30 protein-coding genes are annotated in these 24,391 nt (G+C 60.8%); 16 read left to right on the forward strand and 14 right to left on the reverse strand.

Annotated elements, in window-relative coordinates; genetic code table 11:
• Positions 1-61 precede the first annotated feature (61 nt).
• Positions 62-1,594: a winged helix-turn-helix domain-containing tetratricopeptide repeat protein gene (locus VGV41_RS10790; RefSeq protein WP_414705086.1), complete on the reverse strand. Its 1,533-nt coding sequence runs from the start codon at positions 1,592-1,594 to the stop codon at positions 62-64.
• A 153-nt stretch (positions 1,595-1,747) separates the two neighbouring features.
• Between VGV41_RS10790 and mddA the strand changes: the two genes are divergently transcribed.
• From mddA to VGV41_RS10835, 9 genes are all read left to right on the forward strand, one after another.
• Positions 1,748-2,479 (forward strand): methanethiol S-methyltransferase, encoded by a 732-nt coding sequence (mddA, locus tag VGV41_RS10795; protein WP_326863821.1) that lies wholly within the window; start codon positions 1,748-1,750, stop codon positions 2,477-2,479.
• Between the two features lie 575 nt (positions 2,480-3,054).
• Positions 3,055-3,204, forward strand: coding sequence for a hypothetical protein (locus tag VGV41_RS10800; protein ID WP_326863822.1), 150 nt, complete (start codon positions 3,055-3,057; stop codon positions 3,202-3,204).
• Between the two features lie 117 nt (positions 3,205-3,321).
• Positions 3,322-4,176 (forward strand): fumarylacetoacetate hydrolase family protein, encoded by an 855-nt coding sequence (locus VGV41_RS10805; RefSeq protein WP_326863823.1) that lies wholly within the window; start codon positions 3,322-3,324, stop codon positions 4,174-4,176.
• Positions 4,177-4,363: 187 nt separating this feature from the next.
• Entirely contained in the window at positions 4,364-9,100 is a 4,737-nt protein-coding gene (locus VGV41_RS10810) for a DUF3320 domain-containing protein (RefSeq protein WP_326863824.1), read from the forward strand.
• Between the two features lie 228 nt (positions 9,101-9,328).
• Positions 9,329-9,466: a hypothetical protein gene (locus tag VGV41_RS10815; protein ID WP_326863825.1), complete on the forward strand. Its 138-nt coding sequence runs from the start codon at positions 9,329-9,331 to the stop codon at positions 9,464-9,466.
• Between the two features lie 105 nt (positions 9,467-9,571).
• Complete coding sequence (locus tag VGV41_RS10820; protein ID WP_326863826.1) at positions 9,572-9,841, forward strand: hypothetical protein; 270 nt, start codon at positions 9,572-9,574, stop codon at positions 9,839-9,841.
• Between the two features lie 275 nt (positions 9,842-10,116).
• Complete coding sequence (locus VGV41_RS10825; protein WP_326863827.1) at positions 10,117-10,320, forward strand: cold-shock protein; 204 nt, start codon at positions 10,117-10,119, stop codon at positions 10,318-10,320.
• Positions 10,321-10,425: 105 nt separating this feature from the next.
• Entirely contained in the window at positions 10,426-10,620 is a 195-nt protein-coding gene (locus VGV41_RS10830) for a hypothetical protein (RefSeq protein WP_326863828.1), read from the forward strand.
• A 268-nt stretch (positions 10,621-10,888) separates the two neighbouring features.
• On the forward strand, positions 10,889-11,050 hold the full coding sequence (locus VGV41_RS10835) for a hypothetical protein (protein WP_326863829.1): 162 nt from the start codon (positions 10,889-10,891) through the stop codon (positions 11,048-11,050).
• Here the strand turns inward: VGV41_RS10835 and VGV41_RS10840 are convergent.
• From VGV41_RS10840 to VGV41_RS10850, 3 genes are all read right to left on the reverse strand, one after another.
• Entirely contained in the window at positions 11,047-11,256 is a 210-nt protein-coding gene (locus VGV41_RS10840; protein ID WP_326863830.1) for a hypothetical protein, read from the reverse strand. The two genes, VGV41_RS10835 and VGV41_RS10840, sit on opposite strands and share 4 nt — an antisense overlap.
• Before the next feature lie 133 nt (positions 11,257-11,389).
• Positions 11,390-12,706 (reverse strand): DNA-packaging protein, encoded by a 1,317-nt coding sequence (locus VGV41_RS10845; RefSeq protein WP_326863831.1) that lies wholly within the window; start codon positions 12,704-12,706, stop codon positions 11,390-11,392.
• Entirely contained in the window at positions 12,666-13,391 is a 726-nt protein-coding gene (locus VGV41_RS10850; protein ID WP_326863832.1) for a hypothetical protein, read from the reverse strand. The genes VGV41_RS10845 and VGV41_RS10850 overlap by 41 nt, the downstream gene beginning before the upstream one ends.
• Before the next feature lie 255 nt (positions 13,392-13,646).
• Here VGV41_RS10850 and VGV41_RS10855 point away from each other — a divergent pair, with 255 nt between their 5' ends.
• The 3 genes from VGV41_RS10855 (at position 13,647) to VGV41_RS10865 (ending at position 14,610) form a co-directional block, all read left to right on the forward strand.
• The gene (locus tag VGV41_RS10855; RefSeq protein WP_326863833.1) at positions 13,647-13,886 is read left to right on the forward strand and encodes a hypothetical protein; all 240 of its coding nucleotides are present in this window, start codon (positions 13,647-13,649) and stop codon (positions 13,884-13,886) included.
• A gap of 243 nt (positions 13,887-14,129) precedes the next feature.
• Positions 14,130-14,333 carry a cold-shock protein gene (locus tag VGV41_RS10860; RefSeq protein ID WP_326863834.1) on the forward strand — a complete coding sequence of 68 codons (204 nt, stop codon included), beginning with the start codon at positions 14,130-14,132 and terminating at the stop codon, positions 14,331-14,333.
• Positions 14,334-14,421: 88 nt separating this feature from the next.
• Positions 14,422-14,610 carry a hypothetical protein gene (locus VGV41_RS10865; RefSeq protein ID WP_326863835.1) on the forward strand — a complete coding sequence of 63 codons (189 nt, stop codon included), beginning with the start codon at positions 14,422-14,424 and terminating at the stop codon, positions 14,608-14,610.
• Positions 14,611-14,695: 85 nt separating this feature from the next.
• Here VGV41_RS10865 and VGV41_RS10870 read toward each other — a convergent pair whose 3' ends face one another.
• The 6 genes from VGV41_RS10870 to VGV41_RS10895 form a co-directional block, all read right to left on the reverse strand.
• Positions 14,696-15,766, reverse strand: a complete 1,071-nt coding sequence (locus tag VGV41_RS10870; RefSeq protein WP_326863836.1) for a sensor histidine kinase — start codon at positions 15,764-15,766, stop codon at positions 14,696-14,698.
• 493 nt (positions 15,767-16,259) lie between these two features.
• The gene (locus VGV41_RS10875) at positions 16,260-16,532 is read right to left on the reverse strand and encodes a hypothetical protein (protein ID WP_326863837.1); all 273 of its coding nucleotides are present in this window, start codon (positions 16,530-16,532) and stop codon (positions 16,260-16,262) included.
• A 342-nt stretch (positions 16,533-16,874) separates the two neighbouring features.
• Positions 16,875-17,570: a VIT family protein gene (locus VGV41_RS10880; protein ID WP_326863838.1), complete on the reverse strand. Its 696-nt coding sequence runs from the start codon at positions 17,568-17,570 to the stop codon at positions 16,875-16,877.
• Between the two features lie 19 nt (positions 17,571-17,589).
• A complete protein-coding gene (locus tag VGV41_RS10885; protein ID WP_326863839.1) occupies positions 17,590-17,754 on the reverse strand; it encodes a DUF3309 family protein in 165 nt (54 codons plus the stop codon).
• A 51-nt stretch (positions 17,755-17,805) separates the two neighbouring features.
• A complete protein-coding gene (locus VGV41_RS10890; RefSeq protein ID WP_326863840.1) occupies positions 17,806-17,964 on the reverse strand; it encodes a hypothetical protein in 159 nt (52 codons plus the stop codon).
• A gap of 408 nt (positions 17,965-18,372) precedes the next feature.
• Positions 18,373-18,540 carry a hypothetical protein gene (locus tag VGV41_RS10895; protein WP_326863841.1) on the reverse strand — a complete coding sequence of 56 codons (168 nt, stop codon included), beginning with the start codon at positions 18,538-18,540 and terminating at the stop codon, positions 18,373-18,375.
• 576 nt (positions 18,541-19,116) lie between these two features.
• Between VGV41_RS10895 and VGV41_RS10900 the strand changes: the two genes are divergently transcribed.
• The 3 genes from VGV41_RS10900 (at position 19,117) to VGV41_RS10910 (ending at position 21,632) form a co-directional block, all read left to right on the forward strand.
• Positions 19,117-19,842, forward strand: coding sequence for a Crp/Fnr family transcriptional regulator (locus tag VGV41_RS10900; protein ID WP_326863842.1), 726 nt, complete (start codon positions 19,117-19,119; stop codon positions 19,840-19,842).
• 68 nt (positions 19,843-19,910) lie between these two features.
• The gene (locus VGV41_RS10905) at positions 19,911-20,261 is read left to right on the forward strand and encodes a hypothetical protein (RefSeq protein WP_326863843.1); all 351 of its coding nucleotides are present in this window, start codon (positions 19,911-19,913) and stop codon (positions 20,259-20,261) included.
• Positions 20,262-20,495: 234 nt separating this feature from the next.
• Positions 20,496-21,632, forward strand: coding sequence for a sensor histidine kinase (locus VGV41_RS10910; RefSeq protein ID WP_326863844.1), 1,137 nt, complete (start codon positions 20,496-20,498; stop codon positions 21,630-21,632).
• Positions 21,633-21,971: 339 nt separating this feature from the next.
• Here VGV41_RS10910 and VGV41_RS10915 read toward each other — a convergent pair whose 3' ends face one another.
• The 4 genes from VGV41_RS10915 to VGV41_RS10930 all read right to left on the reverse strand — a co-directional run bounded on the left by VGV41_RS10915 (position 21,972) and on the right by VGV41_RS10930 (position 23,654).
• Complete coding sequence (locus tag VGV41_RS10915; protein WP_326863845.1) at positions 21,972-22,319, reverse strand: helix-turn-helix transcriptional regulator; 348 nt, start codon at positions 22,317-22,319, stop codon at positions 21,972-21,974.
• Between the two features lie 64 nt (positions 22,320-22,383).
• Positions 22,384-22,581, reverse strand: coding sequence for a hypothetical protein (locus VGV41_RS10920; RefSeq protein ID WP_326863846.1), 198 nt, complete (start codon positions 22,579-22,581; stop codon positions 22,384-22,386).
• 84 nt (positions 22,582-22,665) lie between these two features.
• Entirely contained in the window at positions 22,666-22,998 is a 333-nt protein-coding gene (locus VGV41_RS10925; RefSeq protein ID WP_326863847.1) for a hypothetical protein, read from the reverse strand.
• Positions 22,995-23,654 carry an acyl-homoserine-lactone synthase gene (locus VGV41_RS10930; protein WP_326863848.1) on the reverse strand — a complete coding sequence of 220 codons (660 nt, stop codon included), beginning with the start codon at positions 23,652-23,654 and terminating at the stop codon, positions 22,995-22,997. The genes VGV41_RS10925 and VGV41_RS10930 overlap by 4 nt, the downstream gene beginning before the upstream one ends.
• 142 nt (positions 23,655-23,796) lie before the next feature.
• Between VGV41_RS10930 and VGV41_RS10935 the strand changes: the two genes are divergently transcribed.
• Positions 23,797-24,390 (forward strand): hypothetical protein, encoded by a 594-nt coding sequence (locus VGV41_RS10935; protein WP_326863849.1) that lies wholly within the window; start codon positions 23,797-23,799, stop codon positions 24,388-24,390.
• Position 24,391 lies beyond the last annotated feature (1 nt).

Below are 24,391 nucleotides of genomic sequence, written 5' to 3' on the forward strand. Positions count from 1 at the left end.
GCACGAGCTGGTGCAAAAAAAGGCTCGCCGAGCGGCGCCGGCGTTGTCATACACGGCAAAGTTAAGACAAACCCGCGCGCCGGAAGCCTTCCAGGTAGTGCTCCAGATCTTCGTCCCGCATGATCGGCATGTGGGTCGCGATCCAGTCCAGCGAAATATTTGGTTGCGCGCGGCGAAGCTCATACAGCGCCAATTCGGCAGCAGCCTTGTCTCCGGCCATTCCCGCAGCGGCTGTCAACACGCGGTGGGCACCGACGAAATCGCCTCGTTGACGAAGGCCCTCGCGGGAAAGACGCATTGCCTCGGCATAGTCACGCCCGAGGAATTGCGCATAAGCAGCGATGCCATAATAGACCGCCGAAAACGGATCGCGCGGGCTTAAGCGGATAGCACGACGTGCCGCTCCGTCAGCCTCCTGCCAGCGTCCGCAATACGACAGAGCCAGGCCGTGGTAGCCTTGCGCGAGCGAGAAATTCGGGTTGAGCCGAAGTGCGACCTCGAACTCGGCTAGCGAATCATCGAAACGCCGCATGAACAAATAGACACATCCCAGCGCATGATGGGCCCAAGGATCTTCGCTATCGGTTCGGAGGGCCGCAAGCGCAGCGGCCTTGGCGATTGGTGCCGAAGTGACCATGTCCTCCCAGCCCATGTGGGCGCTGAAGGTATGGCTGGTGGCAAGCACTCCGAGCGCCTGTCCATAGTTTGGGTCGATACTGATCGCCTTTTCCAGCAGCGCCTGGGCCACGACATTGTCCTGGCGTGTCACGCGCCAATAATGCGACAGCGCCCGCATCACCAGGTCCCAGGCGTCCATGCTACCCGGCGGTTTGCGTTGGGCGTGGAAGTTCTCCGCGGCATAAAGCTGCGGCTCGATCGCCGCGACAATGGCCTCGGTGATCTCGTCCTGTACGGCGAAGACATCGGCGAGATCGCGATCGTACCGCTCCGCCCAGATGTGGCTGCCGGTGGCGGCATCATTGAGTTGCACCGTGATGCGCACACGGTCGCCACCCTTGCGCACGCTACCCTCCACCACATAACCGACGCCCAGCTCCTTGGCGACTTGCTTCATGTGGACAGCCTTGCCCTTGTAGATGAACGAGGAATTGCGCGCGATCACGAAGAACCACCGTAGTTTCGATAACGCGGTGATAATGTCCTCGCTTATGCCGTCGGAGAAATATTCCTGCTCCGGTTCGCCGCTCATATTGGTGAAGGGAAGCACCGCGATGGCGGGGCGGTCGGGCAATGGAAACATCACACTCGTCGGCGGTAGCGGCGGCTCGTCGCGCAAAGCGCCGACAAAACGAAAGCCCTTCCGCGCGGCGGTGCGGATCAGGTTTTGCTGCTCACCGCTATCCCCGATTGCCTTGCGGGCCGAATTGATGCGGCTGGTCAGTGTCGAATCCGACACGATCCGCCCAGCCCAAACCGAACTGATGAGATCGTCCTTGCTAACGACGCGGTCTCGATTCTCGATCAGAAACACCAGGAGGTCGAACACCTGCGGTTCGATCGCGACCAGTTCGGCCCCGCGCTTGAGTTCGCGCGTGCCAGTGTCCAGCCCGTAAGCCCCGAAAGAATATAGCAAATTGCCACTCCCGCTCGCCCCGCGGCAGCGGGGTTTCGCAGCGTCTGGACCAACAATCATGATGATCTGATGAGTAAATCAAGCGTCCGTCAAAGGCTTTCCGCTGCTCCTCAACTATCCAAGCCCAGGTACGGCAGCAAAACGGAGGGTCCTATGGGACGCCTGTTGGCACTTCTCTATGGCATCGTTTCCTACTTCGTATTTTTCGTGGTGTTTCTCTATGCCATCGGATTCGTTAGCGCGCTTGGCGTTCCGAAAACCATTGACACTGGCGCGGCGGCGCCTCTGCTCGAAGCGTTGACGATCGACATCTTGCTGATGTCCATATTCGCCATTCAACACAGCGTGATGGCGCGCCCGCAGTTTAAGCAATGGTGGACTCGTCTCGTTCCGAAGTCGGTCGAGCGGAGCACTTATGTATTGTTCTCAAGCCTCGCGCTTGTCTTGCTGTTCTGGCAATGGCGCCCGATCCAGGGACTGGCCTGGCAGATCAACGATCCACGAATCGCGATGGCCGTCATCGGCTTATCGCTTGTCGGCTGGCTGATCGTTCTCACCAGTACGTTCCTGATCAATCACTTTGAGCTGTTCGGATTGCACCAAGTCGCCAACAATCTCACCGGACGGCCCATGCCGCCCCCCCGCTTTCGCACGCCGCTGTATTATAATTTCGTGCGCCACCCGATTTATCTTGGCTTCATCATTGCATTTTGGGCTGCACCCAAGATGACGATGGGGCACCTTCTGTTCGCAGCGGTCACCACCGCTTACATCTTCGTCGGCATCATGCTGGAGGAGCACGACCTGACCACGGTCTTTGGCGACGACTACAGGCGCTACCGGCAACGCGTGTCGATGATCGTGCCCTGGCGCAAATCGGCCTGACCGTTACCTCGATCCGAAGGCGTCGGCGCGTCTGCTTCTGGCCGTTTCCGGACTCGCCGCTCCCCTTCCCCACTTCGTAAACATCTCCGCAGTCTTCTCCGGCGCCGGGTCTCTCGTTCCATTTGTACTCGGCGCCGGTCGAGGTGAACCAGCCGTCGCTGTAGCCGATGACGACGGGCGAGCCGGCGGCGAGTCAGCCGTCGCCGGATTCCAGAACATCGACGACAGCGCGCCGCCGGCGGCGATGCCGGTATAGGAAAACCGCTGTCCCTAGGCGCCGCTGGCGGCCACGCCGAAACAACCCGCGCGTGCCGCGAAGGCCCCGGATGTCGATGCTAGCCCGCCGGCTGCGGCGGAACGGTATGGTGCCACAACCTGTGATGTGGCCAGGCCGGCCCGCCGCGGTGGCCACCCACCGCCCAAGGCAACGCTCACGCCGCGGCTTGCCGCAGGCTTGTCGCCGCGGCCGCGCTTCTTTACCGGCGCTTTATGGAGCGCCGCGCAGGGCCCGCCTACACTTCACGGTGGCTCTCATGCGGCGCGACCCGCGCCGGCAGTGTGGCCCGAAGCCGGACATGCTCTCACCCCTCCGTGACCTGATCGGCCCCTCGGCCACCAACTGGCTCATCGTCGCCGGCGCCGGGCTGGTATTCCTCGCCGCCGCGACGCTGCTGCCGGCGCTCATCCGCCGCCTGTTCGGCAAGGGCCGCGAACCCCTGCTCTAGGCGCCCCTCGTCGCCCGTCTTCGCCCCTCTTGCCGCTGTTGCGCCGGCGACGCATGATCCGCGCCGATCCGGCTGGAGTCCCGGCCGTCCTCACAGAAAATCCCAAGGAGAGTTGCGATGAAGCTTGTCCGGTATGGCGCGGCGGGGCGGGAGAAACCCGGCATTATCGGCGAGGACGGCAAGATCCGCGATCTGTCGAAAGTCGTGAAGGACATCGACGGCGCGATGCTGGCGTCCGGCGGGCTGGCCAAGATCAAGAAGCTCAACCTCAAGCGCATGAAGCCGGTCGCCGGCAAGCCGCGGCTCGGCCCCTGCGTCGGCAACGTCCGGAACTTCATCGCCATCGGACTCAACTACTCCGACCACGCCGCGGAAGCCGGCATGCCGGTGCCGAAGGAGCCGGTGATCTTCTCGAAGACGACGACCTCGATCTGCGGCCCGAACGACGACACCGTCACGCCGCGCGACTCGACCAAGCTCGACTACGAGGTCGAGATCGGCATCGTCATCGGCCGCCGCGCGCGCTACCTGGAGAAGGACAAGGCGAAGGCGGCGATCGCCGGCTATTTCGTCGGCAACGACGTGTCCGAGCGCTCGTTCCAGATCGAGCGCTCCGGCGGCCAGTGGATGAAGGGCAAGTCGTGCGAGACGTTCGGCCCGATCGGTCCGTGGCTCGTCACCAGAGACGAGATCAAGGACGTGCAGAACCTCGACATGTGGCTCGACGTCAACGGCGAGAAGCGCCAGCGCGGCAACACCAGGACGATGATCTTCGATTGCGAGCACATCGTCTGGTACGTGTCGCAGTTCATGGTGCTCGAGCCGGGCGACATCATCATCACCGGCACGCCGCCGGGCGTCGCGCTCGGCATGAAGCCGACGCCGAAATTCCTGCAGGTCGGCGACGTCGTCACCCTCGGCATCGAGGGCCTCGGCGAGCAGAAGCAGAAGGTGGTCGCGGCGAAGAAGTGAGGGGTTGCAACGGTACCACCCTCCAAAGCGGAGGGTGGTATTCACTTGGTCAGGATTGGGATTATTGTTCAGATTTCAACGACTTTCCGCTCGATATCTTGTGGCGAATTGCGCTTAAGACGATTATCCCCTCTTATACGCAACTGTGAGAAGAGCCCGGAAGCGGGCCAGCGTACAGAGGAACGCAATGCCTGAATCGTCAGTATCGCTGCGAAATCGACTATTATTGGAACGCAAAGCGCTTCTTGATCTGGGAATTCGAAACCGACTTATTCACGTTCCCCTTCGCACCCGCAATATCCGCGCAATCCAGATAGTCGATGAACTAACCAGCCAAGTATTTGGTACTTTAGCCGACGGGAAGGGATTCACTTTTCTCCCCGGACGCGAAGCCCAACCTAATGACGGCTCCAAAGACGACAGCTCCCTTGAGGTTATCTTCGGGCAACCGGGAGACGATGAACCCGATGCAACCCGCCACACGGACACCCGGCTCCAGACTCGTCTGACCTCAGAAGGTTTACAGAAGCGTCTATTCGAAATTTGGTACGACTCCCGAACTCTGGAAGAAGAACAAGGCGTCAATATCCTCTACTTAGCTTTCGGACTTTTGAAATGGTTCGAAGATGACAAATCTGATGTTGAGCGCTTTGCTCCATTGATCCTGCTTCCGGTAAGGCTGGAGCGAAGCAGCGCTGCCGACCGCTTCACCTTAAAATCGCGTAACGAACCACCGTCAGCAAATCTTTCGCTACAAGCGAAGATGAATGCAGAATTTGGTCTGAAATTTGATGATTTGGCCGAAGACGACGATGTCGATCTAACATCATATTTTAACAATATCGCAAAAACGATATCCGCGAAAAAACGTTGGGAGGTTATGCCCAATGCGATGGTGCTCGGCTTTTTTTCGTTCGCTAAGTTCCTAATGTATAGAGACCTCGATCCCGATAATTGGCCGAACGCAGAGCTACTTGAAAATCATGAGGTGATCGGATCGCTGCTTGGGGAAGGGTTCCGACCCGTTGACCCCATAGTCCCTGACGAGGGACGGATAGATGCTTACATTCCTCCGGCAACAAAGACCCATATCGTCGACGCAGATTCGTCTCAATCGGTTGCAATCGAGGAGACGGTCCGCGGACGTCATCTCGTAGTAAAAGGCCCGCCCGGAACCGGAAAAAGCCAAACCATTACAAACATTATCGCCGGCGCGGTCGCTGACGGCAAAAAGGTTCTGTTTGTTGCCGAGAAAATGGCCGCGCTTGACGTGGTTCATAGACGCCTGCAATCCGCCGGCTTGTCCGCGGTTACACTTGAGCTCCACTCCAGCAAAGCAAATAAGCGATCCGTACTTGAAGAACTTCGAAAGACTAAGGAGCAAGCGATCGCGAAACCACGCGGTGACGCCACTATTATTCAACGCCTCACCGATACACAAAACGAGCTGAATACTCATGCAGACCGCATGCATGAAAAGCAGCAACCGTCTGGCCTTACACCATTTCAATTGTTGGGTCAGTTGTTGCGGGTTCGCAACGAAGGTGGCGCTCCTAATTATGCCTTAGCGTCCCCAGAAACCTGGACACCGACAGAATTCCGAACTCGCAAAGAATTACTGCAAGAGATCGCGGAGCGAGCCGAGACAATTGGTCCACCAAGCGCACACCCATGGCGCGGCGTGAAACGCGAAGCCCTCGATCCCTCGGAGTTGGAAGCCTTACGAAATCGCCTCGAGGCAATAAAATCGGATCTCGACATCGCGGTCGAGACCGCAAGCGCCGCCGCGGAACTCTTCGAAACCGATAAGCCGAAAACGCTTCGCGATATCGGACGATGCCTAAATCTCGTTGTTGCGGCCAGTACATGCCCGTCGTGCGACTACTCCGCTCTCGCCGGCTCCGCGTGGAACGATCCGGCCAGGATCACAGATACGATCGCACAGAGCGAACGTTTCGCGCGGCTTAAGAATGCAGTAGAGACGGCATTCGTAGATTCTGCGTGGGCAGCATCGTTGGCGCCGTGTAGACAGATTGTGGCCATGAAAGGTGGCTCGCTCTTCCGCGCACTCAGTTCCGAATATCGTTCCCAAATTGCGCTCTTGAAATCCTACATCAAGGTTCCGCTGCCTCCCTCGCTTGAAAAACGACTCCAACTGATCGACGGATTGCTTGCTGCCCAAGCTGCGCGAGAGTCCTTCGAACGTACGAAGCCGATTGGCAGGTCCGCATTTGGATCGCTATGGCGAGGCGACCAGTCTGATTGGGGCGAGTTGAAAGGCCTAATCTCGTGGTGGGAGCAGAGCCGAGTTGCCGAGTTGCCCGCTCACTTCCTTCGGAAGCTAAGCGTCATTGGTAGTGACCATCGCCCAGCAAATTACGCTCAAACGCTACGAGACGCCTACGCGCACCTCATGCACAATCTCGGCTCGCTTGAGCAGTTTTTGCAGCTAGATTTGGATGCCGCTTTCGGCGCGCAGCCTTGGAATGACGTGTTGCTCTTAGAGCTTTCAACGCGGCTGGGGGAATGGCGACAATCGCCCGAGCGAATAACACAATGGATAGCCTTCGCTGGGCGCTGCGAAGCGGCCAGCGATTTAGGACTCCAATACCTCATCGAGGGACTATGTAACGGTAGCCTCCAGGCAGGTACATTAGAGCCGACTTTCGAAAAAAGTTACTTCGAAGCCCTCCGTACCGATTTTTTTCGGGCGATACCCGCCCTAAAGCGCTTCGATGGCGAGCATCACTCGAGAGAAGTGGCGCGGTTTAGATCGTTTGATAATCTCCGAATAGACCTAGCCCGCGAACAGATCGCACAGCAGCACGCGGCTTTATTGCCGAGGTCGGCTGGTGGCATTGGCCCGCTTGGCGTTCTAAATGGCGAGTTCGCAAAGAAAAGAAATCATCTTCCAATACGCCAACTCTTCGAACGTGCCGACGCAGTTATCCAACAAATCAAGCCTGTTTTCCTTATGAGCCCGCTGTCGGTAGCCCAGTTCTTAAAACCGGGCGCAATCTCTTTCGACTTGCTGGTAATGGATGAGGCATCTCAAATTGAGCCGGTCGACGCCTTCGGGTCGATTGCCCGAGCCAAGCAGATCGTGGTGGTCGGCGACGAACGCCAACTTCCCCCGACGCGATTCTTTTCAAAGCTGACGTCGGATATCGAAGATGAGGACGAGGACGAAGATATCACCTTTAGGGCGAAAGATGCGGAGAGCATCTTGGACCTATGCTTAGCGAAAGGCATGCACCATCGCATGCTGAACTGGCACTATCGCAGCAAGCATCAATCGCTCATCGCGGTCTCGAACAGACAGTTCTACGAAAATAGACTGTTTATCGTCCCGAGTCCGTATGATGCGGTCGCGGGCATGGGTCTGAAATTTAACTATCTCACCGACGCTCACTATGATCGTGGAGGAACCCGCACTAACCCCGTCGAAGCAAAAGCCGTTGCGGAGGCAGTAATCAAGCACGCGCAAACGCACCCGGACACCTCATTAGGTGTAGCTACATTCTCAGTTGCTCAACGTCAGGCGATCTTAAATGAGCTCGAAGTACTTCGCCGCATTCATCCCGATGCTGAGGAGTTCTTCTCTAAAACAACACCTGAACCGTTCTTCGTCAAGAATCTTGAAAACATTCAAGGCGACGAAAGGGACGTGATTTTTATCTCGATTGGCTACGGTAAGAATCATTCCGGCTATATGGCCATGAGCTTCGGTCCTCTCAATTCGGACGGCGGCGAGCGCCGCCTTAACGTACTCATTTCTCGTGCAAAGCTTCGTTGCGAAGTATTCTCGTCGATCACCGGTGACGATATCGACCTTGAGCGCGCGAGAACAAAAGGCGTCGCAGCCCTCAAGATGTTTCTGACCTTTGCGCAAACTGGCAAGCTCGGAATAGCCGAGTTGACCGGAAAAGACCCTGACTCGGTCTTCGAAGAGCAAGTCATGCAAGCACTGCTCAATCTCGGCTTCGACGTGAAGCCTCAGATCGGCGCAGCAGGATTTTTCGTTGACCTTGCAATTGCGGACCAGGATAAGCCCGGGCGATTTATTTTAGGAATCGAATGCGACGGAATGCAATACCACTCGTCCCGCTCTGCGCGCGACCGCGACCGCTTGAGACAGAAGGTTCTCGAAGATCACGGGTGGATCATTCATCGCATTTGGTCAACGGATTGGTATCTACGACCTGACAGCGAGATTAGGAAAGTTCAGGCTGCGTACGATGCGGCACGGTCTGTTTGGAGGGAGCGCGATGACGGGCTTTCCGCTCCAAAGAAGGCCGTCCCTCTCCAAATCACCTCAGAGCGCGAGGGCGACACTGATATTATTATCGGCACAGTAGCACCATCGGCGGAGTCGCTCGCGCAGGTTTATGTCGAAACAGTACTGAGAGTGCGCAATGGCCGCGAGCCGCATGAAATACCAGTCGCGGAAATGGCGAAATACGTAATCCAGATCGTTGAAAACGAAGGCCCCGTTCACGAAAACGAGGTCATCGTTCGGATCAGAGACGCTTGGGGTCTAGGCCGTGCCGGCAACAGGATCCGTGACGCGGTGCAGAGCGCGATTAAGGCGGCCAAGCGAAATGGTGATATCGCTGGGGGACCATTTTACGCGATTCCGGGCAGGCCGGTAATTATTCGAGATCGGACAAATGTCCAATCTGCTAGCCTTCGGAAGCCAGAAAGCCTACCGCCCATAGAGATTCAGGCGGCCGCTCTTGCTTTGATCGACGCCAACTACGGAGCTTTGCGGGAGGAACTACTCGTTGCGACAGCAAGGCTCTTCGGCTTTCTATCAACGAGTTTGCAATTGCGGACCGCTATAGACGAAGTCATCGATGACATGCTTCAACGAGGTCTCGTCTCGGTCGAAGGAGCACAACTGATACGCTGCGCGAGCAAATAGCGGGCTGGGTCCCCGCTTTCGCGGGGACGAACGAGTGAGCGGCCCCGCCGCCTCACCCTCACCCCTGCCCCGGCATCAGCCGATCGTACCGCACGGTCGACACCAGCGTGCCGCCCCCGCCGCGCAACCCCTCGACAATAAATATTCCTCGCCTTGTATCGGCGCCGAGCGTGCGTACCTCCTAAAGGTGCCTGGAGATTTATTCAGACATATTGAAATGAATTTCAAATGACCAATAGTCCGAGCAATTCCAACGAAGCGCCGAAGACTCCCGTGCAGAGCCAGCCGGCAGCTGCCCCGCAGCAGAACCAGAGCGGCGGCCAGAAGCAGTCGGATCAGAAGAAGCCGTCCGAGCAGCAGAAGTAGCCTGCCCGATCGCACGGATCAGGAAGCCCGGCGATTGCCGGGCTTTTTTTGTCGGATGCCCGGCGAAGCCGCAGGCCGGCTTCACGAGCGCCGTCGCGGCGGACGTTGAACATTACCGAACGGGCAACGGATAAATCGTGGCCACGGCGCCATCCGCGCACGATTGTGTGCTACACGCTCTCGATGTCGATGCACGATGACTTTTCGGTCGTTGTCAAAAACCGCGCCGATCCGCCCAGGCCGTGGCGGTGGGAGATCTACAGGGCCGGCCGGCGAAGCCCCATCGCGCATTCGAAGGAATTCTTCGCCACCGTGTCGGAAGCGAACCGCGCGGGCAATACCGCGCTGCGGCGCATGTTGAGCGAGTATCCGTAGCATGCAGCGCGGTGTGCGGACATGGACGGCGCGCCGCATGTGGCATGGCCTAAATTAAAATGACGCGCGGCCGAATGACATTGACCGCAGGCCGATAACGGCGTATACGCGGACGTGTTGAAACCTTGTTTTTTGGCTTTGCCTTGCATGCGGCCCCGCAGCGGCCCCCGGCAGGTCACCCCTCAAAAAATCCGGATGTTTCGATCGCCGAGGCGGGAAGTCGCTCTCGGCGCCGTATCGCCTAATGTAAGTTCACTCGCAAGGATATCGCCATCATGGCAACAGGTACCGTAAAGTTCTTCAACGGCTCCAAGGGTTTCGGCTTCATCACCCCGGCCGACGGCTCGAAGGATGTGTTCGTGCACATCAGCGCCGTCGAGCGCGCCGGCATGAGCACGCTCAACGAAGGCCAGCGCGTCTCGTATGAGGTCGTCACCGAGCGCGGCAAGCAGGCGGCAGCCAATCTGCAGAACGCCTGAGCGCGGCTTTGCAAGCCTCACACGCCCGGCCCCACGCCGGGCGTTTTTGTTTTGCGCGCGTCAATCGCGCCGCACGAAGCCGCGGCGCAGCAACGGAGAGCCATCATGCTTCACAAATACAACGTCGGCGCCGTGGTCCATTTCGAGGGCGGCACGCTGACGCCCGGCGCCCGCGCGCCCTACAAGGTGACGCGGCAATTGCCGGTCGAGCGCGACAGCAGGATCGTCTACCGTATCAAGAGCGTCGCCGAGACCTTCGAGCGCACGGCGGAAGAGCACCAGCTGCGCCGCGGCGAGTGACGGCGGCAACGCCGCGGGCGTGCCGTCGTCGGCGCGTCACGATCGGCGATTACGACAACAGGATCGTACCACTTCACACGCGACGCCGCTGGCAGCCGTGCGGTCGCGGTGCTAGTCTGGCCCGTACGTGCGTGGATCGCACGGCCACCGACCGAGACACGCGATCGTATACGCCGCCTCGCCGAGAGCGGCACGCGTCTCCCGCCTGAGCTTCAGTCGGACTTCCGGACGGGCAACCGGCCGGTCACCGAACGACAGGATGGGCTGGATGCAGAGAATCATCGAGGCCAACATCGCCCGGTACAAGGCTTTGTTGGTGGACGAGACCGACGCAACCAAGCGAACGATGCTGGGCCGCCTGCTCGCCGAAGAGGAAACGGCGCTCGCGGCCGCCAAGCAGACGCCGGCCGAGGTCAAGAAAGCGTACTAGCCGCCGTCGCCCCAGCGCCGCCAGTGCGTCGGCGTGATGTCGAGCGGCCTGTGCGTCACGGGGTCGCTCCAGCCGGAGGCGGTGCGGCGGCAGGGAAACACCAGCGCGTGCACGCCGCCGCGCGCGATCACGCAGACTTCCAGATCGACGTCGCGCGGCGCGATCGACACCGGCAGCCATTTGTCGGGAGGCGTCAGCGCTTCCATCATGCCGCCGAGTTAAGCGCGACCCGCCGCGACGGCGCCATGATCCAGGTCAAAGCGCGCCGGCGATTTGCCGCCGCAGCCGGCGCAGGACGCGCCGTGTGGGGCTGCGCGCTGCGCTCAACGTGGTGCCCTCTCACCCGCCCCGCGCCCAGCCCGGCACCAGCGGCCCGTCGCCGCCGAGCGAGCGGATGCGCGGCTCGGCGCGCGGCTTCACGATGAGTTCCGTCACCGCGTAGACCAGCGCGTCGAGACGGTCGGGCGAATGCCCGGCCGACAGGCCGGACAGGCCGAAGTCGGCCATCTCGTCCTCGAGCGCGGGAAACGCGCCGACGTGCTTCACTTTGCCTTGCGCGTAGAGCGAAGCCACCGGCTCGGCGCGCAGCCACTTGCCGCGCGTCGCATGCACCGTCTTCACCGGCGCCGCCGCATCGACGCCGCGGATCACTGCGCGCACCATGTCGCCGCCCTGGTTGACCTCGGCCACCAGAGTGTCGGCCTGATGCCGTCGATAGACGGCGACGGCCCGCGCCGCCCACTCGGAAGGCATCGCGCGTTCGACGCTGGCATCCTCGAGCACGTAGACGAGGCCGTCCTCGCCGACGCTCGCGGCGATAATGCCGCAGCGGTCGGAGCCGGGCTTGGCGCTGCCGGGCGGATCGACGCCGACAACGATGCGCGCGAGCGCGGGCGCGGACCGCACGCGCGCCGCTTCGATCATGGCGCGCGTCCACAGCGCGTCGGCGCGGTCCTCGATGATCTCGCCGTCGATCTCCTGCCGGCCGAGCCGCGTGCCGGCATAGCGTTCGATGACGGCCGAGAGGAACGCCGGCGACAGGAACGCGGCGTTCGCCTGCGTCGCCGCGCGCGTCACCGCCGTGCGCGGGTCGTCGACCAGGCGTTTGACCAGTGCGATCGGCCGCGGCGTGGTGGTGACGATCTGGCGCGGGAAGCGGCCGAGCCGCAGGCCGAACTGCAGCATGTCGAAGGTCTCGTCGGCGTAATGCCACTTGGCGAGCTCGTCGCACCAGGCGGCGTCGAACTGCGGCCCGCGCAGCTGTTCCGGATCTTCCGCCGAGAAGGCGTAGCCGACGGCGCCGTTCGGCCATTGCAGGCGGCGGCGCGTCGGCGTCCATTGCGGCCGCATCGCGCGCGGGCCGGTGTGCAACAGGCCGGCGGGGCCGTCGATCATCACCTCGCGCACGTCGTGCTCGGTCTCGCCGACCAAAGCGATCGCGCCGTGCGGTGCGACAGCGTGCGGGCTCTCGCCGTGGACCAGCGCCCGCACCCACTCGGCGCCGAGCCGCGTCTTGCCGGCGCCGCGGCCGGCGAGCACCAGCCAGGTCGTCCACGGCCCGCCATTGTTGGCGGCGGGCGGCGGGTCCTGGTGCGCGTGGGCGAAGAGGGCGAAGTCACGGTCGAGCGTGACGGTGTCCTTCACCGGGATCCTCATCACCATCTCCAATGTCCGGCCGCCGTTCGAGGAATGCTTCAATTTTTGCCGCAAGTCGGAGACGGAATGCATCGATGTCCTCGGGAATGTCGTCATTGGTTTCGTTCTGCAGTGGCGTGCTGCGGCCGTTTTGCAGGTCGCGAAGCTGGTGTTCGATGATGGCGGCGGTGGCGGCGAAGTTCTTCACCTCGGCGTTGATCGCCTTCGTGTCCTCGCCGCGCTGCGGATGCGCCTGCTTCTGCCGCAGCAGCGCGAGCTGGAAGTCGATGACGCGCGCCATCTCGCTCAAGCGCGCCATGCGCGCGTCCGGCGCGAGAACGGAGAGATCGGCGGCGCTCGTAGTCGTTGGTGGTGGGGGTGGCGGCTCGGTCTCCCCTCCTCCCGCGAGCGAAGCGCGTGGTGCGCGCGCAGGGATGGTTGAAGAAGCGCCACCCTCCACAGGACGACGGGAGAGGTTGTTGAGTTGCGCCGCCTCGGCGGCGAGCCTGGCCGCCGGCGACACATCGAGCGGCGGCGGCACGAACTTGGTCCAGCCTTCCTCGCGCGCGAGCTTGCGCAAGGTGGTGTGGCTGCGCGCGAAACTGGCGGCGATGTCGAGCACGGACTCGTCCGTCTGCTCGAAACGGAAACGCAGGTTCTCCAGCAGCGCAGGCGTGTACGCCTGCCGGCGGCGGGGCTTCGCCATGGCGATCATCCTTCAGATTGTCAGGGAAAAATGAAAAACGCCCGGGCGGCACCCCATGCGGGCGCGGCTCTCGAGCGTGCCCAAATCATGCCCGAGGAGCGTTACGCTGTCAAGGGCTTTTTTCCTTCCTATGGACTATTCACCCGAACGCCGGCGCGTCTGGCGCCGGGCCCGGCCTCCCGGCAAACCATTGACCGACTTGTCATTTGACAGCCGCGCGCCGCGTTGGTCCCATGGTACCGGTGGGAGCCCGCGATGACGACGATCGTTGCCCTGTTCCAGACGTCCGAGTTCGGCCCCGAGACGGCCGACGTCATGGCCCGCGCCTATGAAAAGGCGCGCAAATCGCTGCACGACAAGGGCCAGCCGTGGATCGTGCAGGAGGTGATCGCCGCCCGCATCATCGCCGCCGCGCGGGGCGGCGAGCGCGATCCCGACAAGCTCTGCCGCACGGCGTTGTCGGCGCTGGGGCAGAAGGTCGACTTCCCCGAATAGCGCCGGGCGGGACGACGCGAGACGCCGGCCCGATCCTGCGACCGATTTCCTTTGACCGCGGCCCGGTAAAGGCGTATAGAGCCCGACGTTGAAACTTTGTTTTTTTGGTTCTGCCTCACCGCGCGGCCCGACGGGCCGGCCCAGGCATCCCTCAAAAATCGGATGTTTCGATCGTCGAGGCGGGAAGTCCCACTCGGCGCCGTTTCGCTTAACTACAGTTCACATCTCGAGGATATCGCCATCATGGCAACAGGTACCGTGAAGTTCTTCAACACCCAGAAGGGCTTCGGCTTCATTACCCCGACCGACGGCTCCAAGGACGTCTTCGTGCACATCTCCGCCGTCGAGCGCGCGGGCATGAGCACGCTCAACGAAGGCCAGCGCGTCTCGTACGAGATCGTCACCGAGCGTGGCAAGCAGGCCGCGTCGAATCTCCAGAACGCCTGAGGCGCATCGCGCTTCGGCAGGACGCCCGGCCGATGCGCCGGGCGTTTTCGTTTCTACAGACTTCGGCGCCAGCTAAAGGAGAGCCGCGATGACGCACAAATTCACCATCGGCACGACGGTGCATTTCGAGGGCGGCGCGGCCGCCGCGCGCGGCATCTACAAGGTGACGCGGCAGCTGCCGGTCGAGAACGACAACCGCATCCTCTACCGCGTCAAGAACCCGGCCGAGACCTTCGAGCGCACCGCCGAGGAGCATCAGCTCAGCCGCGCCGGGTGAGGGTAAGGCGGCACGACAGCAGCAGCGTACCCGCCCCGGTCCACTTCGGGCCACAAGCCGTCGCCGCCTCTCGTTCCGCTATTGTCTATGCGGCCCGATTTTCCTTGGTCAAGAACGTCGCGTGGGTGATCGAGACCGTCGTGCCCGCCGGGTCGGCGAGAGTATCGACCTTCGCGCCCAGCTGTTGCGCGAGCGCCTTCACGATGCCGGTTCCGAGTCCGGTTTTTGTTTGAGCGAATGTGCCGTCCGGCCTGCCAGACCCGTTGTCAGCGACCGAAAGCTTCCAGTTTGCCCCATCGACGTCATAGGCGATGACTATTCGACCGTCGTTCTGCTCGGCCGGAAAGGCATGCTTTATAGCGTTCATGACAAGTTCGGTAGCAATCAAGCCGATGCTTTCAGCGTCACGGGGAGTCGCAAGCCCGCCTTCGCCGACGACTTTGATCGTGATCGGGCGATTGTCGCTGATCATCGAGGTCGCGAGGGTGGCGCATAGCTTCGAGAGATAAGGCACGATGTCGACAGGTCCGATGGCTCCGGACGCGTGAAGCTGGGCCTGCACGGCCGCAATCGAAATGACGCGCTTGTGAGCGTCCTGCAGATGGGCGCGCGTCTCTTCGGAGTCTACTCTTGTCGCTTTCATCAATATGATGCCGGCGATGATCTGCAGGCTGTTTGCAACGCGGTGTTGCAGTTCTTCCAGCATCATTTCCTTCTGTCGCAACAGCGCATCCTTCTCGCGCTCCAATATCCGCCGCACGGTAACGTCTTCTATGCCCAGAAGAATGGAATTTTCGGCGCCCGCCTTGTAGACCACCTGGCGGGCATTCAAGTACATCGTGCGGGGTCCAAGATCGGGGAACTCGTGCTCGACCTCGTAACCATCCATGACGCCGTGCTCGGGAATGATCTGTTCGAGCAGCACGCGAAGCTTCGGGATGTCCCATTGTCCATCCCCCAAGGTATAGAGAAGTCTGCCTTGGGTATCCTCGGGCCGGACCTTGAAGTTCGAATAGAAGGATCTGCTGGCGGCAATCACCCGCAGTCCTTTGTCGAGCACCAATACCGGTTCGCGGACGGTGTCGACGATGCTTTGAGCGAGCTCACAGGCGTCAGCGACATCGGTGAACTGCTCCCTGAAATTGGTTGTCTGCATAGCTGAATCACTCACTCGCTAACCCCTCCCCGGCACGTCGAGGTTACGCTGTCTGACAGACCTATATCTGTATAGAATTGCTCACTTTGGCCGGATAGATGTCCGCACGGGCCGGGAGTGATGTCCGCCCACAGGGTAGAACCCGGCTATTGGCCGCCGCTTGAACCAGGCACGGAGGCTCGCGCGGCACCTCATCATGGCTGATGGCGTCGCAGGCTTTACAATGGAACACGTTGACTTGGCCGGATGTCGTCAGGTCGGCAACGCGCGCCGCGGCTAACTTGCGAACGCCGGCAGTGCCACAACGGCACAGGACTCTTGTGCATGGCGGGGTTCGCCCGACATTTCCAGCAGCCGCAGTCAGCAGGCTGCGCTAATTATATGGCTTATGTATTCTGACAATTCTTGGCACTGTCACCGACGGAATACGTCGACAAGCCCGACGGTCCCCGAGACGGGGACGCGACACCACATGCGGTTCAGCACATGCGGTTCAGCGAGCGGTGTGGCGTTCTCTCCCCGGCGGATGGCGCTTTGTCGTACCGGGATTACGTGCTGTCGCCACAGGCCCGCCTTTCAGGCAAGCACCGGCGGCCCGGACTTCATCAGGACTCAACGTGGCATCGGCATGCGCTTTCGCTGCCTTATAGCCATACTGCGCCACCGCGGCGCGGACCTGACCACATTGGTCTGCGGTCTGCGCCGAGGCCGCGCCGGCCAGCAGCAGCGTGAGCCCCACGGCGGACATCACTATACTTTTGATCATCCCGCGAGCACCTTCATCTCGAACACAAAAGGTTGCCTTACCAGTAGCCGCGACGGCGACCAAAGTATCCACCACCGCCGAAGAGCAAGAAGAGCACAACGATAATCAAGAGCAATTCCATCGACGCCTCCTTTGGAGCGAGGCAACGCGGCCATGGTCCACAACAGCATTCGCCATGATCGGCGCCGCTCAAGCCTTTGTCGTTTAGTTGGGTAATGGACTCAACACGCGCTGAGTCAAAACGTTCCCTTTATAATGGCGGCCTTGGGCTGCCATCACGCGATGGGCCACACGCCGTCGCCTCAGGAGGGAAAACGCCGTTTCAATGGTTGCCCTTGCATCTCAGACCACGGTGCCGAAGAGCTTGCCGATTCCGGCCGTAATCGCGAGCGCCAATGCCCCCCAGAATGTCACGCGGACTGTGGCGCGGAGCATGTTTGCACCGCCCGCTCGCGCGCCGATGGCCCCGAGCAGGGCGAGAAAGCCCAGTGACGCGCCGGCGACGATTGGAAGCAGCGCCTTCGTGGGTGACACGACGACCATGAGCAACGGCATGGCCGCGCCAATCGAAAACATCGCGGCCGAGGTCAGCGCCGCTTGCACCGGTCGCGCAGCGGTGACTTCCGATATTCCCAGTTCGTCGCGGGCATGGGCGGTCAGAGCATCTTTCGCCATGAGTTGCTGGGCGACCTGCCGGGCCAGCGGCTGATCGACGCCTCGTTTGACGTAGATGTCGGCAAGCTCATCGAGTTCAAAGACCGGATTGTCGCTCAATTCTTTGCGTTCGCGCGCCAGATCGGCTCGTTCCGTATCGGATTGCGAACTGACCGACACGTATTCGCCGGCCGCCATCGACATGGCGCCGGCGACCAGTCCCGCAATCCCCGCGATCACGACTTCATGCTGCGTCGTGGCAGCCGCCGCCACACCCACAATCAAGCTTGCGGTGGAGATAATGCCGTCGTTGGCCCCGAGCACCGCCGCTCGCATCCAGCCGATACGGCCGACGAGATGGTTCTCGATGTGAAGGCGGCTCATCGGAGATTCTGCCGTGCGGTCATATCCGTCCGAGCAATGCCAGAATGAGAACGATGATCAGGATCGTGCCAATCAACCCTACGCCACCGTGGCCGTAACCATATCCGTAGCCGCCGAAGCGGCCGCTGAAGCCACCCAACAGAAAGATGACGAGGATGATAACCAAGATAAATCCGAGCGACATTTACGACCTCCCTTTGCTGTTACCTAGCGAACGCCAAACCTTTCCGTGCGCTCAAACCGACATCTGCTTCTTCTCGGTGGAAACTCCGCCTTTGCCGACGTTGATCTCGATGCCGTTCGCTTTCTGCCGCGCCTGAGAGAGCCGATAACTCACCGCTCGCGCGATGGCGGCCAGCGCCCCGATGACGACAGAAAGACCGTTGCGATTCACGACGCTGCATCCTGCGGCTTGAACATCACAGAAAGCCGCGTGCCTTGACCTTGGTCCCCTGCGCCGAACTTCGGTTCGCCGCGGATTTGTCTCACCAATGCGGCAATGATCTTCACGCCCAGCCCAGGCGCCCCCAAACCTATGAAACTCCCGACCTCATGAATGCAGAGCAATTCAACGTTACGAGTGCTGCATTTTCAGCAAGCACGCCAATTTCGCTCGCAAAGCGCCCAGTAACATTGACCTAAATCAACGGTGTTCGACGCCAGACATTATGAGAAAAATTGCGCACTTTGCAGCGTCGCCGTCCTAATCGACACGAAGCAGACCGTTGTCGATTGGGCGAGGACGTTGGCCGGTCTGGCGTCGCCAGCTCAGTACGTACCGGCGGCGGCGCGTGGAGGCGGCCTAGCTGACCTGCACCTTGTCATAGAAATCGAAGTCACCAGACTCGATTTGCTTTTGCTCTTCCTCGGCAAGCAGCTTTTCGATGCGCTGTCGGTGTTCGTTGTCGTTCGTCTGTTCTAATAATTCTCGATAGTGCTTAACGTTCTCACGCCTTATGAACTTGTCCATTTCCAGCCCCTTCGCGGCTGTGGAGACGACAATGACAATAGGCGCAACGGAACTCTGGAAACTGTCCCGTTTTGCTCATTTTTGGAGAGGGTCCCTGGGCTCAAACCGGCCCATACCCACAGCGTCTTTTGCGGTGGCACTTCCCAAAGCATTGGCTCCTTGATCCCGACCCTTGGCGATCGACCGAGGTCAGCTCAGGATCAAACGCGGACATTGCGTCTCGCATGAATCCGGGATCGGTGGATCTATGGGTCGAGGATACCTTCGAGGCCCGCGCCATTGCGCTTCGAAGACGCACAAACGTACCGATGGCGCTGTCGCCTCAGGACGACGCGAGCGATTTGCTAATGCCCCCGGCGCGGTCGCAGCCGCACCACCTCGCCGCGGCGCGGGGCCGGGCTGACGCGGATGGGTCTCAGTCCCGTGAATCTAGTCCAGCCTCGTAAAATGGCTTGGCAGAAGGTCTAACAATCCGGGCCCGCGATCATATATTACATGATCACCTACAGCGGCCCTGTGCCAGGCGTCGGTGGCTGAGAGACAATCGAGCTCCCGCCTGAGTGGAGGGAATTCCGTATGTCTCGTGCCTCTAGATCGAAGCGCGCCAGGCGAAGCCAAAACTCCACACCAGGAAAAGGCACGCCGTCCGACCCGGCGGTGTTTTTCACAAAGGCGGCGCCTGGTCGCGACATTTCAAATTATTCAAAGAAGGCCGTCATTTTCGCTCAAGGCGACGCAGCGGATGCGGTTTTCTATATCAAGAAAAGCAGGGTCAAGGTCGCGGTCGTGTCGAAGGACGGAAAGGAAGCCGTCATTGCGCTTATGGGGCCTGACGAATTTGTTGGAGAAGGTTGCCTGACCGGTCAGCAAAAGCGTTTAGCGACTGCGTCCGCGATGACGGAATGCGAGACGGTGCGAGTGACCAAAGCCGAAATCCAGCGACTTCTTATTGACGAGCCCGCATTTTCGCAGATGTTCGTCTCACATATTCTCGCACGGAACGCCAGGATTGAAGAAGACCTGGTTGACCAACTATTCAATTCAACCGAGAAGCGGCTCGCGCGGCTGTTACTGCTGTTAGCGAATTTCGGAAAGGAAGGCCGAACGGAGCCGATTCTTGCAAAGATCAGCCAGGAAACCCTTGCTGAAATGATCGGCACAACGCGATCCCGCGTGAGTCACTTCATGAACAAGTTCCGCAAAATGGGCTTTATTGATTACAACGGACATCTTGAGGTTCACAATTCTTTGGTGGGTGTACTCCTGACCGATCAGCCGCGGGCCGTGAGTCCATCGAAATGACGTCGGCCGCGGGTAGATAGAGGAACAAAACCGGTACTTCGGAGTTATTCACCGAAGGGGTACACATCATGATCGCAGTTCGAAGCGTCGTTCAGGTTGCCTTAATTGCAGCTTGTGCTGCGGTCAGCTTGGTGGCCCTCCAGGTCTTTATGTCATCAAAGGCAGAAACGATCCCTCATACGGTCACCGCTTCGAAGGCCGATGCAACAGCTTCGAAGCGCATCAAAGACAACGATCTCGAGGCGTCACGCCCGATGGGGCCTATCTACCCGACAATCAAATATACAGCTGCGCAACTTGCAGTCCCATCAGCGACAAAGCCGATAACGATAAAGTCGAAAAGGGTTGCCAAATCTGCGCCGCACTTGCCTTTTCAGATCGCATACGTACCGACCATTGCGGCCGCATATATTCACTAACGCGCCTGATTCTCCGTTAGCCGGCGCACCGGTGGAGGCGCTCAGCAAAGGCCGTCCGCTCGTAGCCGATCGCTTCAGCATGAGATCCACGAGTTCTGCCGTAGGGAGCCTCATGAGAGAGCGCGTGTAATGCCGGTTATTCTGCGTCCACAGTAATCAGCCTGCATTCCGGCGTCGGCCGCTATCGACGTCAAAACGGTCCGCGTTCTTTGCAAAGAAAGCATCAAGCCATAAATGACTCAAAATCCCGCAGATCCCGAAACCAACGTTCTCGTTGTCGAGGACGAACTCGTTTTGCGGATGCGCGCCGTTGATATTGTCGAAGATGCTGGGTTCACACCGATTCAAGCCGTTAATGCCGACCAAGCTATTTCGATCTTGGAAACTCGATCCGATATCTCTGTCCTCTTTACCGACATACAGATGCCAGGGTCGATGGACGGGTTAAGACTGGCGCACGCGGTTCACGATAGATGGCCATCGATCAAAATCATATTGGTTTCTGGTCGAATAATGCCGCCGATAGCGGACAGGCCCGTCGACAGCTGGTTCTTTGGAAAGCCACTGGAGACGGCCAAAATAGTTACTGAATTGCAGAATATGGTCGGCGCAGGCGCGCTTGAAATCCTGCAAACACCAACCAGGCTATCGGGGCCCACCGATCACGACTCTTTAGTTGCTGAGAACGATAATCTTCGCTTATTACTGGAGCAAGCTGCGGTTGATGCCCAGGCCTTACTTGCGCAAGCCGGTATCGATGCGAAGGAGCGGGAAGCCGCCCGCCATTTGCAGACGCTCATTCACGGCGAACTTCACCACCGTATTAAGAATACTTTTGCGACCGTGAGCGCCATCGCGTCGCAAAGCCTCCGTAATGCGGCGAGTCTTGAACATGCCAAACATGCCGTTGAAGGACGACTCACGGCTCTCGGCAGGGCGCACGATCTGCTCATGCAAGGTAGCTGGGCAAATGCACGGCTCGCTGAGACCGTCCAACGTGCAATAGAGCCCTATAGCAGCGAAAGATTTTTGATCACCGGACCGGATATCTCTATCAATTCCGGCGCGGTCATCGCGCTTGCCATGACATTCAATGAACTGTGCACGAACGCGACAAAATTTGGCGCGCTGTCGGTCCCGACCGGACTAATCGAACTAGCATGGGCGGTAACCGAGACCGGCCGGTTTACTCTCCTTTGGTCCGAAAAAGCGGGCGCTAAAGTCGAGCAGCCAACCCGTCGAAGCTTTGGTACGCGAATGATAGAATCGCTTGGGCAACAACTGAACGGCGCGGTGCGACTTGCATACGAGCCTACCGGCTTCGTCTACACGTTGGACGTTCCGCTGCAGTCGCTCGCGGCGGCGAATTAAATACTGGATTAAGCCTATTCGCTGCCAGCCTACCAGGGTCAGCGACCTTGCTAGTCTCTAGTCCCACACAACGATGTGCGAACCCTTTTGTCGCGTTACATCCGGCGCGATTAGCCCGGTCGATTTCGCTGATGATGCAGGTGCGTGCGGATCGCCGCAAGGACGAGTGGCGTCGGGGCCAATGTCTGCATCGGGTCAAACGCGGACATTGCGTCTCGCATGAATCCGGGATCGGTGGATCTTTAGGTCGAGGATACCTTCGAGGCCCGCGCCGTTGCGCAGCGACCACGCACAAACGTACCGATGGCGCTGTCGCCTCAGGACGACGCGAGCGATTTGCTAATGCCCCCGGCGCGGCCGCAGCCGCACCACCTCGCCGCGGCGCGGGGCCGGGCTGACGCGGATGGGCGCACCCTGCTCCAGCAGCTCTGCGACCTCACCGCGCGCGCGGCCGTGGCCGCCGGCGTCGCTGTTCTCGAAGAAGGCGTCGATCGTCACGTCGAGAATGCGCGCCAGAGCCGTCAGCCGGCGCGAGCCGATGCGTTCGGTGCCGGCCTCGTAAGCGCGCAGGCGCACCAGCGGCTCGCCGAGCGCGAGCGCCACCGACGCGTCGGACAGGCCACGCTCCTCGCGCAGGCGACGGATGTTGCGCCCGACATAAAGATCGATCGGATTGGGGCTGTTCATTCCACAGACATCGCACGTTAAAGTAGCGGGCGAGCCTAACACCCGGCGAGCGGCTTCGCCAATGTCAGCGCGTAGATTTCCGTCCAACGGAAAGCGCCCGGCCTTCGCGCGCCAGTCCGGTGCCGCGCAACAGCGCCTGCACGCGCGCGCCGGCGGCGCTGGTCTCGGTGCCGCTCGCGAACGGACGGCCGTCGAGCCGCACCTCCCAGCGCCAGCACGGTCCGTCCTCGACGATGCTGTACGACACGGCGGCGGATGACATGGCAGCTCCGGAAGGATGGCGGACGCGACCGCGTGCGCGCCCGTCCGATAGCAGCCAATGCCGTCGATCCGATAATCGTTCCGCTCAGAGCGTCCGTTCCTTGTGCGCGTCGTGCGGCGGCAGCGGCACCGTCTGCAGCGCGCGGCCGCTCAGCACCGGCGAGGCCAGGCGCACGTCGCCCTCCGTCGTCAGCCGCACCTCGACCGTCTCCGGGCAGTCGGCGGTGATGGCGAGGAAGGCGCGCAGCGCGTCCCGCGCCCCCTCGGGCAGGTTGACGTAGTGGCGCAGCACGGCGAGCAGTTCGGGCTCCTCGCTCCAGTAACAGAGCTCGAGCAGGCGCGCCGGCTCGTTGCAGGTGGCGGCGAGCCGCTTGAGCACGGTGCGCAGGTTCTGGTCGGATCGAACGGATGCGGTCATACGCCTGCTCCCATGGCCATGCGGTACATCACCAGCGCGCGGTCGATCAGCGGACGCTGCGGCCCCTTGCGCACCAGAACCGGGCCGCGGAGGCCGGCGCGCTCGCGCAGGGAGTCGAGCGTCGCCGGCGAAATCTCGATGCGCGCCGCCATCGTCCATTCGTTGTTGACCAGCGCCGGCAGGCCGAGCGGCCGCACGGTGAAGCCGCTCTGCTGGAAGCGCGGCAGCCACCAGGTCTCCATCACCGCGCTTACCTCGGTGATGCCTTCGTCGAGACATAGTTCCTGCGCTGCGGCCATGAGCTGCTGATTGAGCTGGCCGTCGCGCCGGTCGCGCACGACGAAATAACGCGACCATTCCCACACCGCCGGATCCTGCGGCACGCCGCGCACCGCCGCGAGGTAGGCGAACGAGGTGCCGAGCATGTTCGGCCTGGTGGTCGGATAGAGCCGGTGGCCACCGACGATGCGGTCGCCTTCCATCGCCAGGCAATAAACGGCGTTGATGTCGTCATAAGCATCGACCTCACGGCCGTCTGGCCTCGCCAGCTCCGTCCAGCCGCGTTCGCCGACGAAGATGTCGTGGCGGATGCGGAACATGCGTTCGATCTGGTCTTGGTACAAATGTCGATTGGATGCGCTCACCACGTGGATCATCAGCCCCTCCCCGCACGTGACGTCACGGGGTGAGAAGAAACCGGTCTGCGCAGGGCGCGGGTATTGGGAAATTTACGGGGTACAATATGACCGTTTGGCTACACTCGGGCGCATGGCCCGCCCGGCCGATCCGGAGGCGATCATGCTGCGTGTGATTCTGCTGCTGACGATGCTGCTCGCGTCACTGCCGGCGCCGGCGGCCGATGCGCTCGATGAACTGCGCGCGTCGTTCACGATCGGCGGCAAGCCGGTGCCGCCGGAAGTGTTCGGCGATTTCGGCGACGCGATGATGTCCGACAATCGCGCCATCGTCGTCGGCATCGATGCGCTGACGGCGATCGACAGCAATCGTTATGCCGATCCGGCCAAACGCAACGGCGCCTGGATCGAGCAGATGAAGCCGCAGAACACCGGCATCAACGGCGCGGAGACCGAGTCTTATAATTTCATCGGCGCCGCCGCCAACGGGCTTCTCGTGGTGCTGACATCGTGGAGCGGCGGCGGCACCGGCGTATTCTACACGCTGCACATCGTCGACGCCGCCTGGGCGAACGCGTTCGACGAAGACGGCGCGCGTTATCGGCGGCTCGTGCTGACGCCCGTGCGAAGCGTCATCCTCGGCGACCGCTGGCAGGGCGACGCGACGATCGCCGGCAACGCGGTGCGCATCGAGACCACGGCGAGCCGGAGCGAGCGCAGCCTGGCGCCGGTCACGATCGACGCGCGAAGGCCGTGAG

Source organism: Pseudolabrys sp., from assembly GCF_035943735.1.
GTDB lineage: Bacteria > Pseudomonadota > Alphaproteobacteria > Rhizobiales > Xanthobacteraceae > Pseudolabrys.

Coding starts and splice junctions, on each gene's coding strand:
- mddA (WP_326863821.1), top strand. CDS start 1,748: ATGGGACGCCTGTTGGCACTTCTCTATGGCATCGTTTCCTACTTCGTA.
- VGV41_RS10800 (WP_326863822.1), top strand. CDS start 3,055: ATGCTCTCACCCCTCCGTGACCTGATCGGCCCCTCGGCCACCAACTGG.
- VGV41_RS10805 (WP_326863823.1), top strand. CDS start 3,322: ATGAAGCTTGTCCGGTATGGCGCGGCGGGGCGGGAGAAACCCGGCATT.
- VGV41_RS10810 (WP_326863824.1), top strand. CDS start 4,364: ATGCCTGAATCGTCAGTATCGCTGCGAAATCGACTATTATTGGAACGC.
- VGV41_RS10815 (WP_326863825.1), top strand. CDS start 9,329: ATGACCAATAGTCCGAGCAATTCCAACGAAGCGCCGAAGACTCCCGTG.
- VGV41_RS10825 (WP_326863827.1), top strand. CDS start 10,117: ATGGCAACAGGTACCGTAAAGTTCTTCAACGGCTCCAAGGGTTTCGGC.
- VGV41_RS10830 (WP_326863828.1), top strand. CDS start 10,426: ATGCTTCACAAATACAACGTCGGCGCCGTGGTCCATTTCGAGGGCGGC.
- VGV41_RS10835 (WP_326863829.1), top strand. CDS start 10,889: ATGCAGAGAATCATCGAGGCCAACATCGCCCGGTACAAGGCTTTGTTG.
- VGV41_RS10840 (WP_326863830.1), bottom strand. CDS start 11,256: ATGGAAGCGCTGACGCCTCCCGACAAATGGCTGCCGGTGTCGATCGCG.
- VGV41_RS10845 (WP_326863831.1), bottom strand. CDS start 12,706: ATGAGGATCCCGGTGAAGGACACCGTCACGCTCGACCGTGACTTCGCC.
- VGV41_RS10850 (WP_326863832.1), bottom strand. CDS start 13,391: ATGGCGAAGCCCCGCCGCCGGCAGGCGTACACGCCTGCGCTGCTGGAG.
- VGV41_RS10855 (WP_326863833.1), top strand. CDS start 13,647: ATGACGACGATCGTTGCCCTGTTCCAGACGTCCGAGTTCGGCCCCGAG.
- VGV41_RS10860 (WP_326863834.1), top strand. CDS start 14,130: ATGGCAACAGGTACCGTGAAGTTCTTCAACACCCAGAAGGGCTTCGGC.
- VGV41_RS10865 (WP_326863835.1), top strand. CDS start 14,422: ATGACGCACAAATTCACCATCGGCACGACGGTGCATTTCGAGGGCGGC.
- VGV41_RS10870 (WP_326863836.1), bottom strand. CDS start 15,766: ATGCAGACAACCAATTTCAGGGAGCAGTTCACCGATGTCGCTGACGCC.
- VGV41_RS10875 (WP_326863837.1), bottom strand. CDS start 16,532: ATGATCAAAAGTATAGTGATGTCCGCCGTGGGGCTCACGCTGCTGCTG.
- VGV41_RS10880 (WP_326863838.1), bottom strand. CDS start 17,570: ATGAGCCGCCTTCACATCGAGAACCATCTCGTCGGCCGTATCGGCTGG.
- VGV41_RS10885 (WP_326863839.1), bottom strand. CDS start 17,754: ATGTCGCTCGGATTTATCTTGGTTATCATCCTCGTCATCTTTCTGTTG.
- VGV41_RS10895 (WP_326863841.1), bottom strand. CDS start 18,540: ATGGACAAGTTCATAAGGCGTGAGAACGTTAAGCACTATCGAGAATTA.
- VGV41_RS10900 (WP_326863842.1), top strand. CDS start 19,117: ATGTCTCGTGCCTCTAGATCGAAGCGCGCCAGGCGAAGCCAAAACTCC.
- VGV41_RS10905 (WP_326863843.1), top strand. CDS start 19,911: ATGATCGCAGTTCGAAGCGTCGTTCAGGTTGCCTTAATTGCAGCTTGT.
- VGV41_RS10910 (WP_326863844.1), top strand. CDS start 20,496: ATGACTCAAAATCCCGCAGATCCCGAAACCAACGTTCTCGTTGTCGAG.
- VGV41_RS10915 (WP_326863845.1), bottom strand. CDS start 22,319: ATGAACAGCCCCAATCCGATCGATCTTTATGTCGGGCGCAACATCCGT.
- VGV41_RS10920 (WP_326863846.1), bottom strand. CDS start 22,581: ATGTCATCCGCCGCCGTGTCGTACAGCATCGTCGAGGACGGACCGTGC.
- VGV41_RS10925 (WP_326863847.1), bottom strand. CDS start 22,998: ATGACCGCATCCGTTCGATCCGACCAGAACCTGCGCACCGTGCTCAAG.
- VGV41_RS10930 (WP_326863848.1), bottom strand. CDS start 23,654: ATGATCCACGTGGTGAGCGCATCCAATCGACATTTGTACCAAGACCAG.
- VGV41_RS10935 (WP_326863849.1), top strand. CDS start 23,797: ATGCTGCGTGTGATTCTGCTGCTGACGATGCTGCTCGCGTCACTGCCG.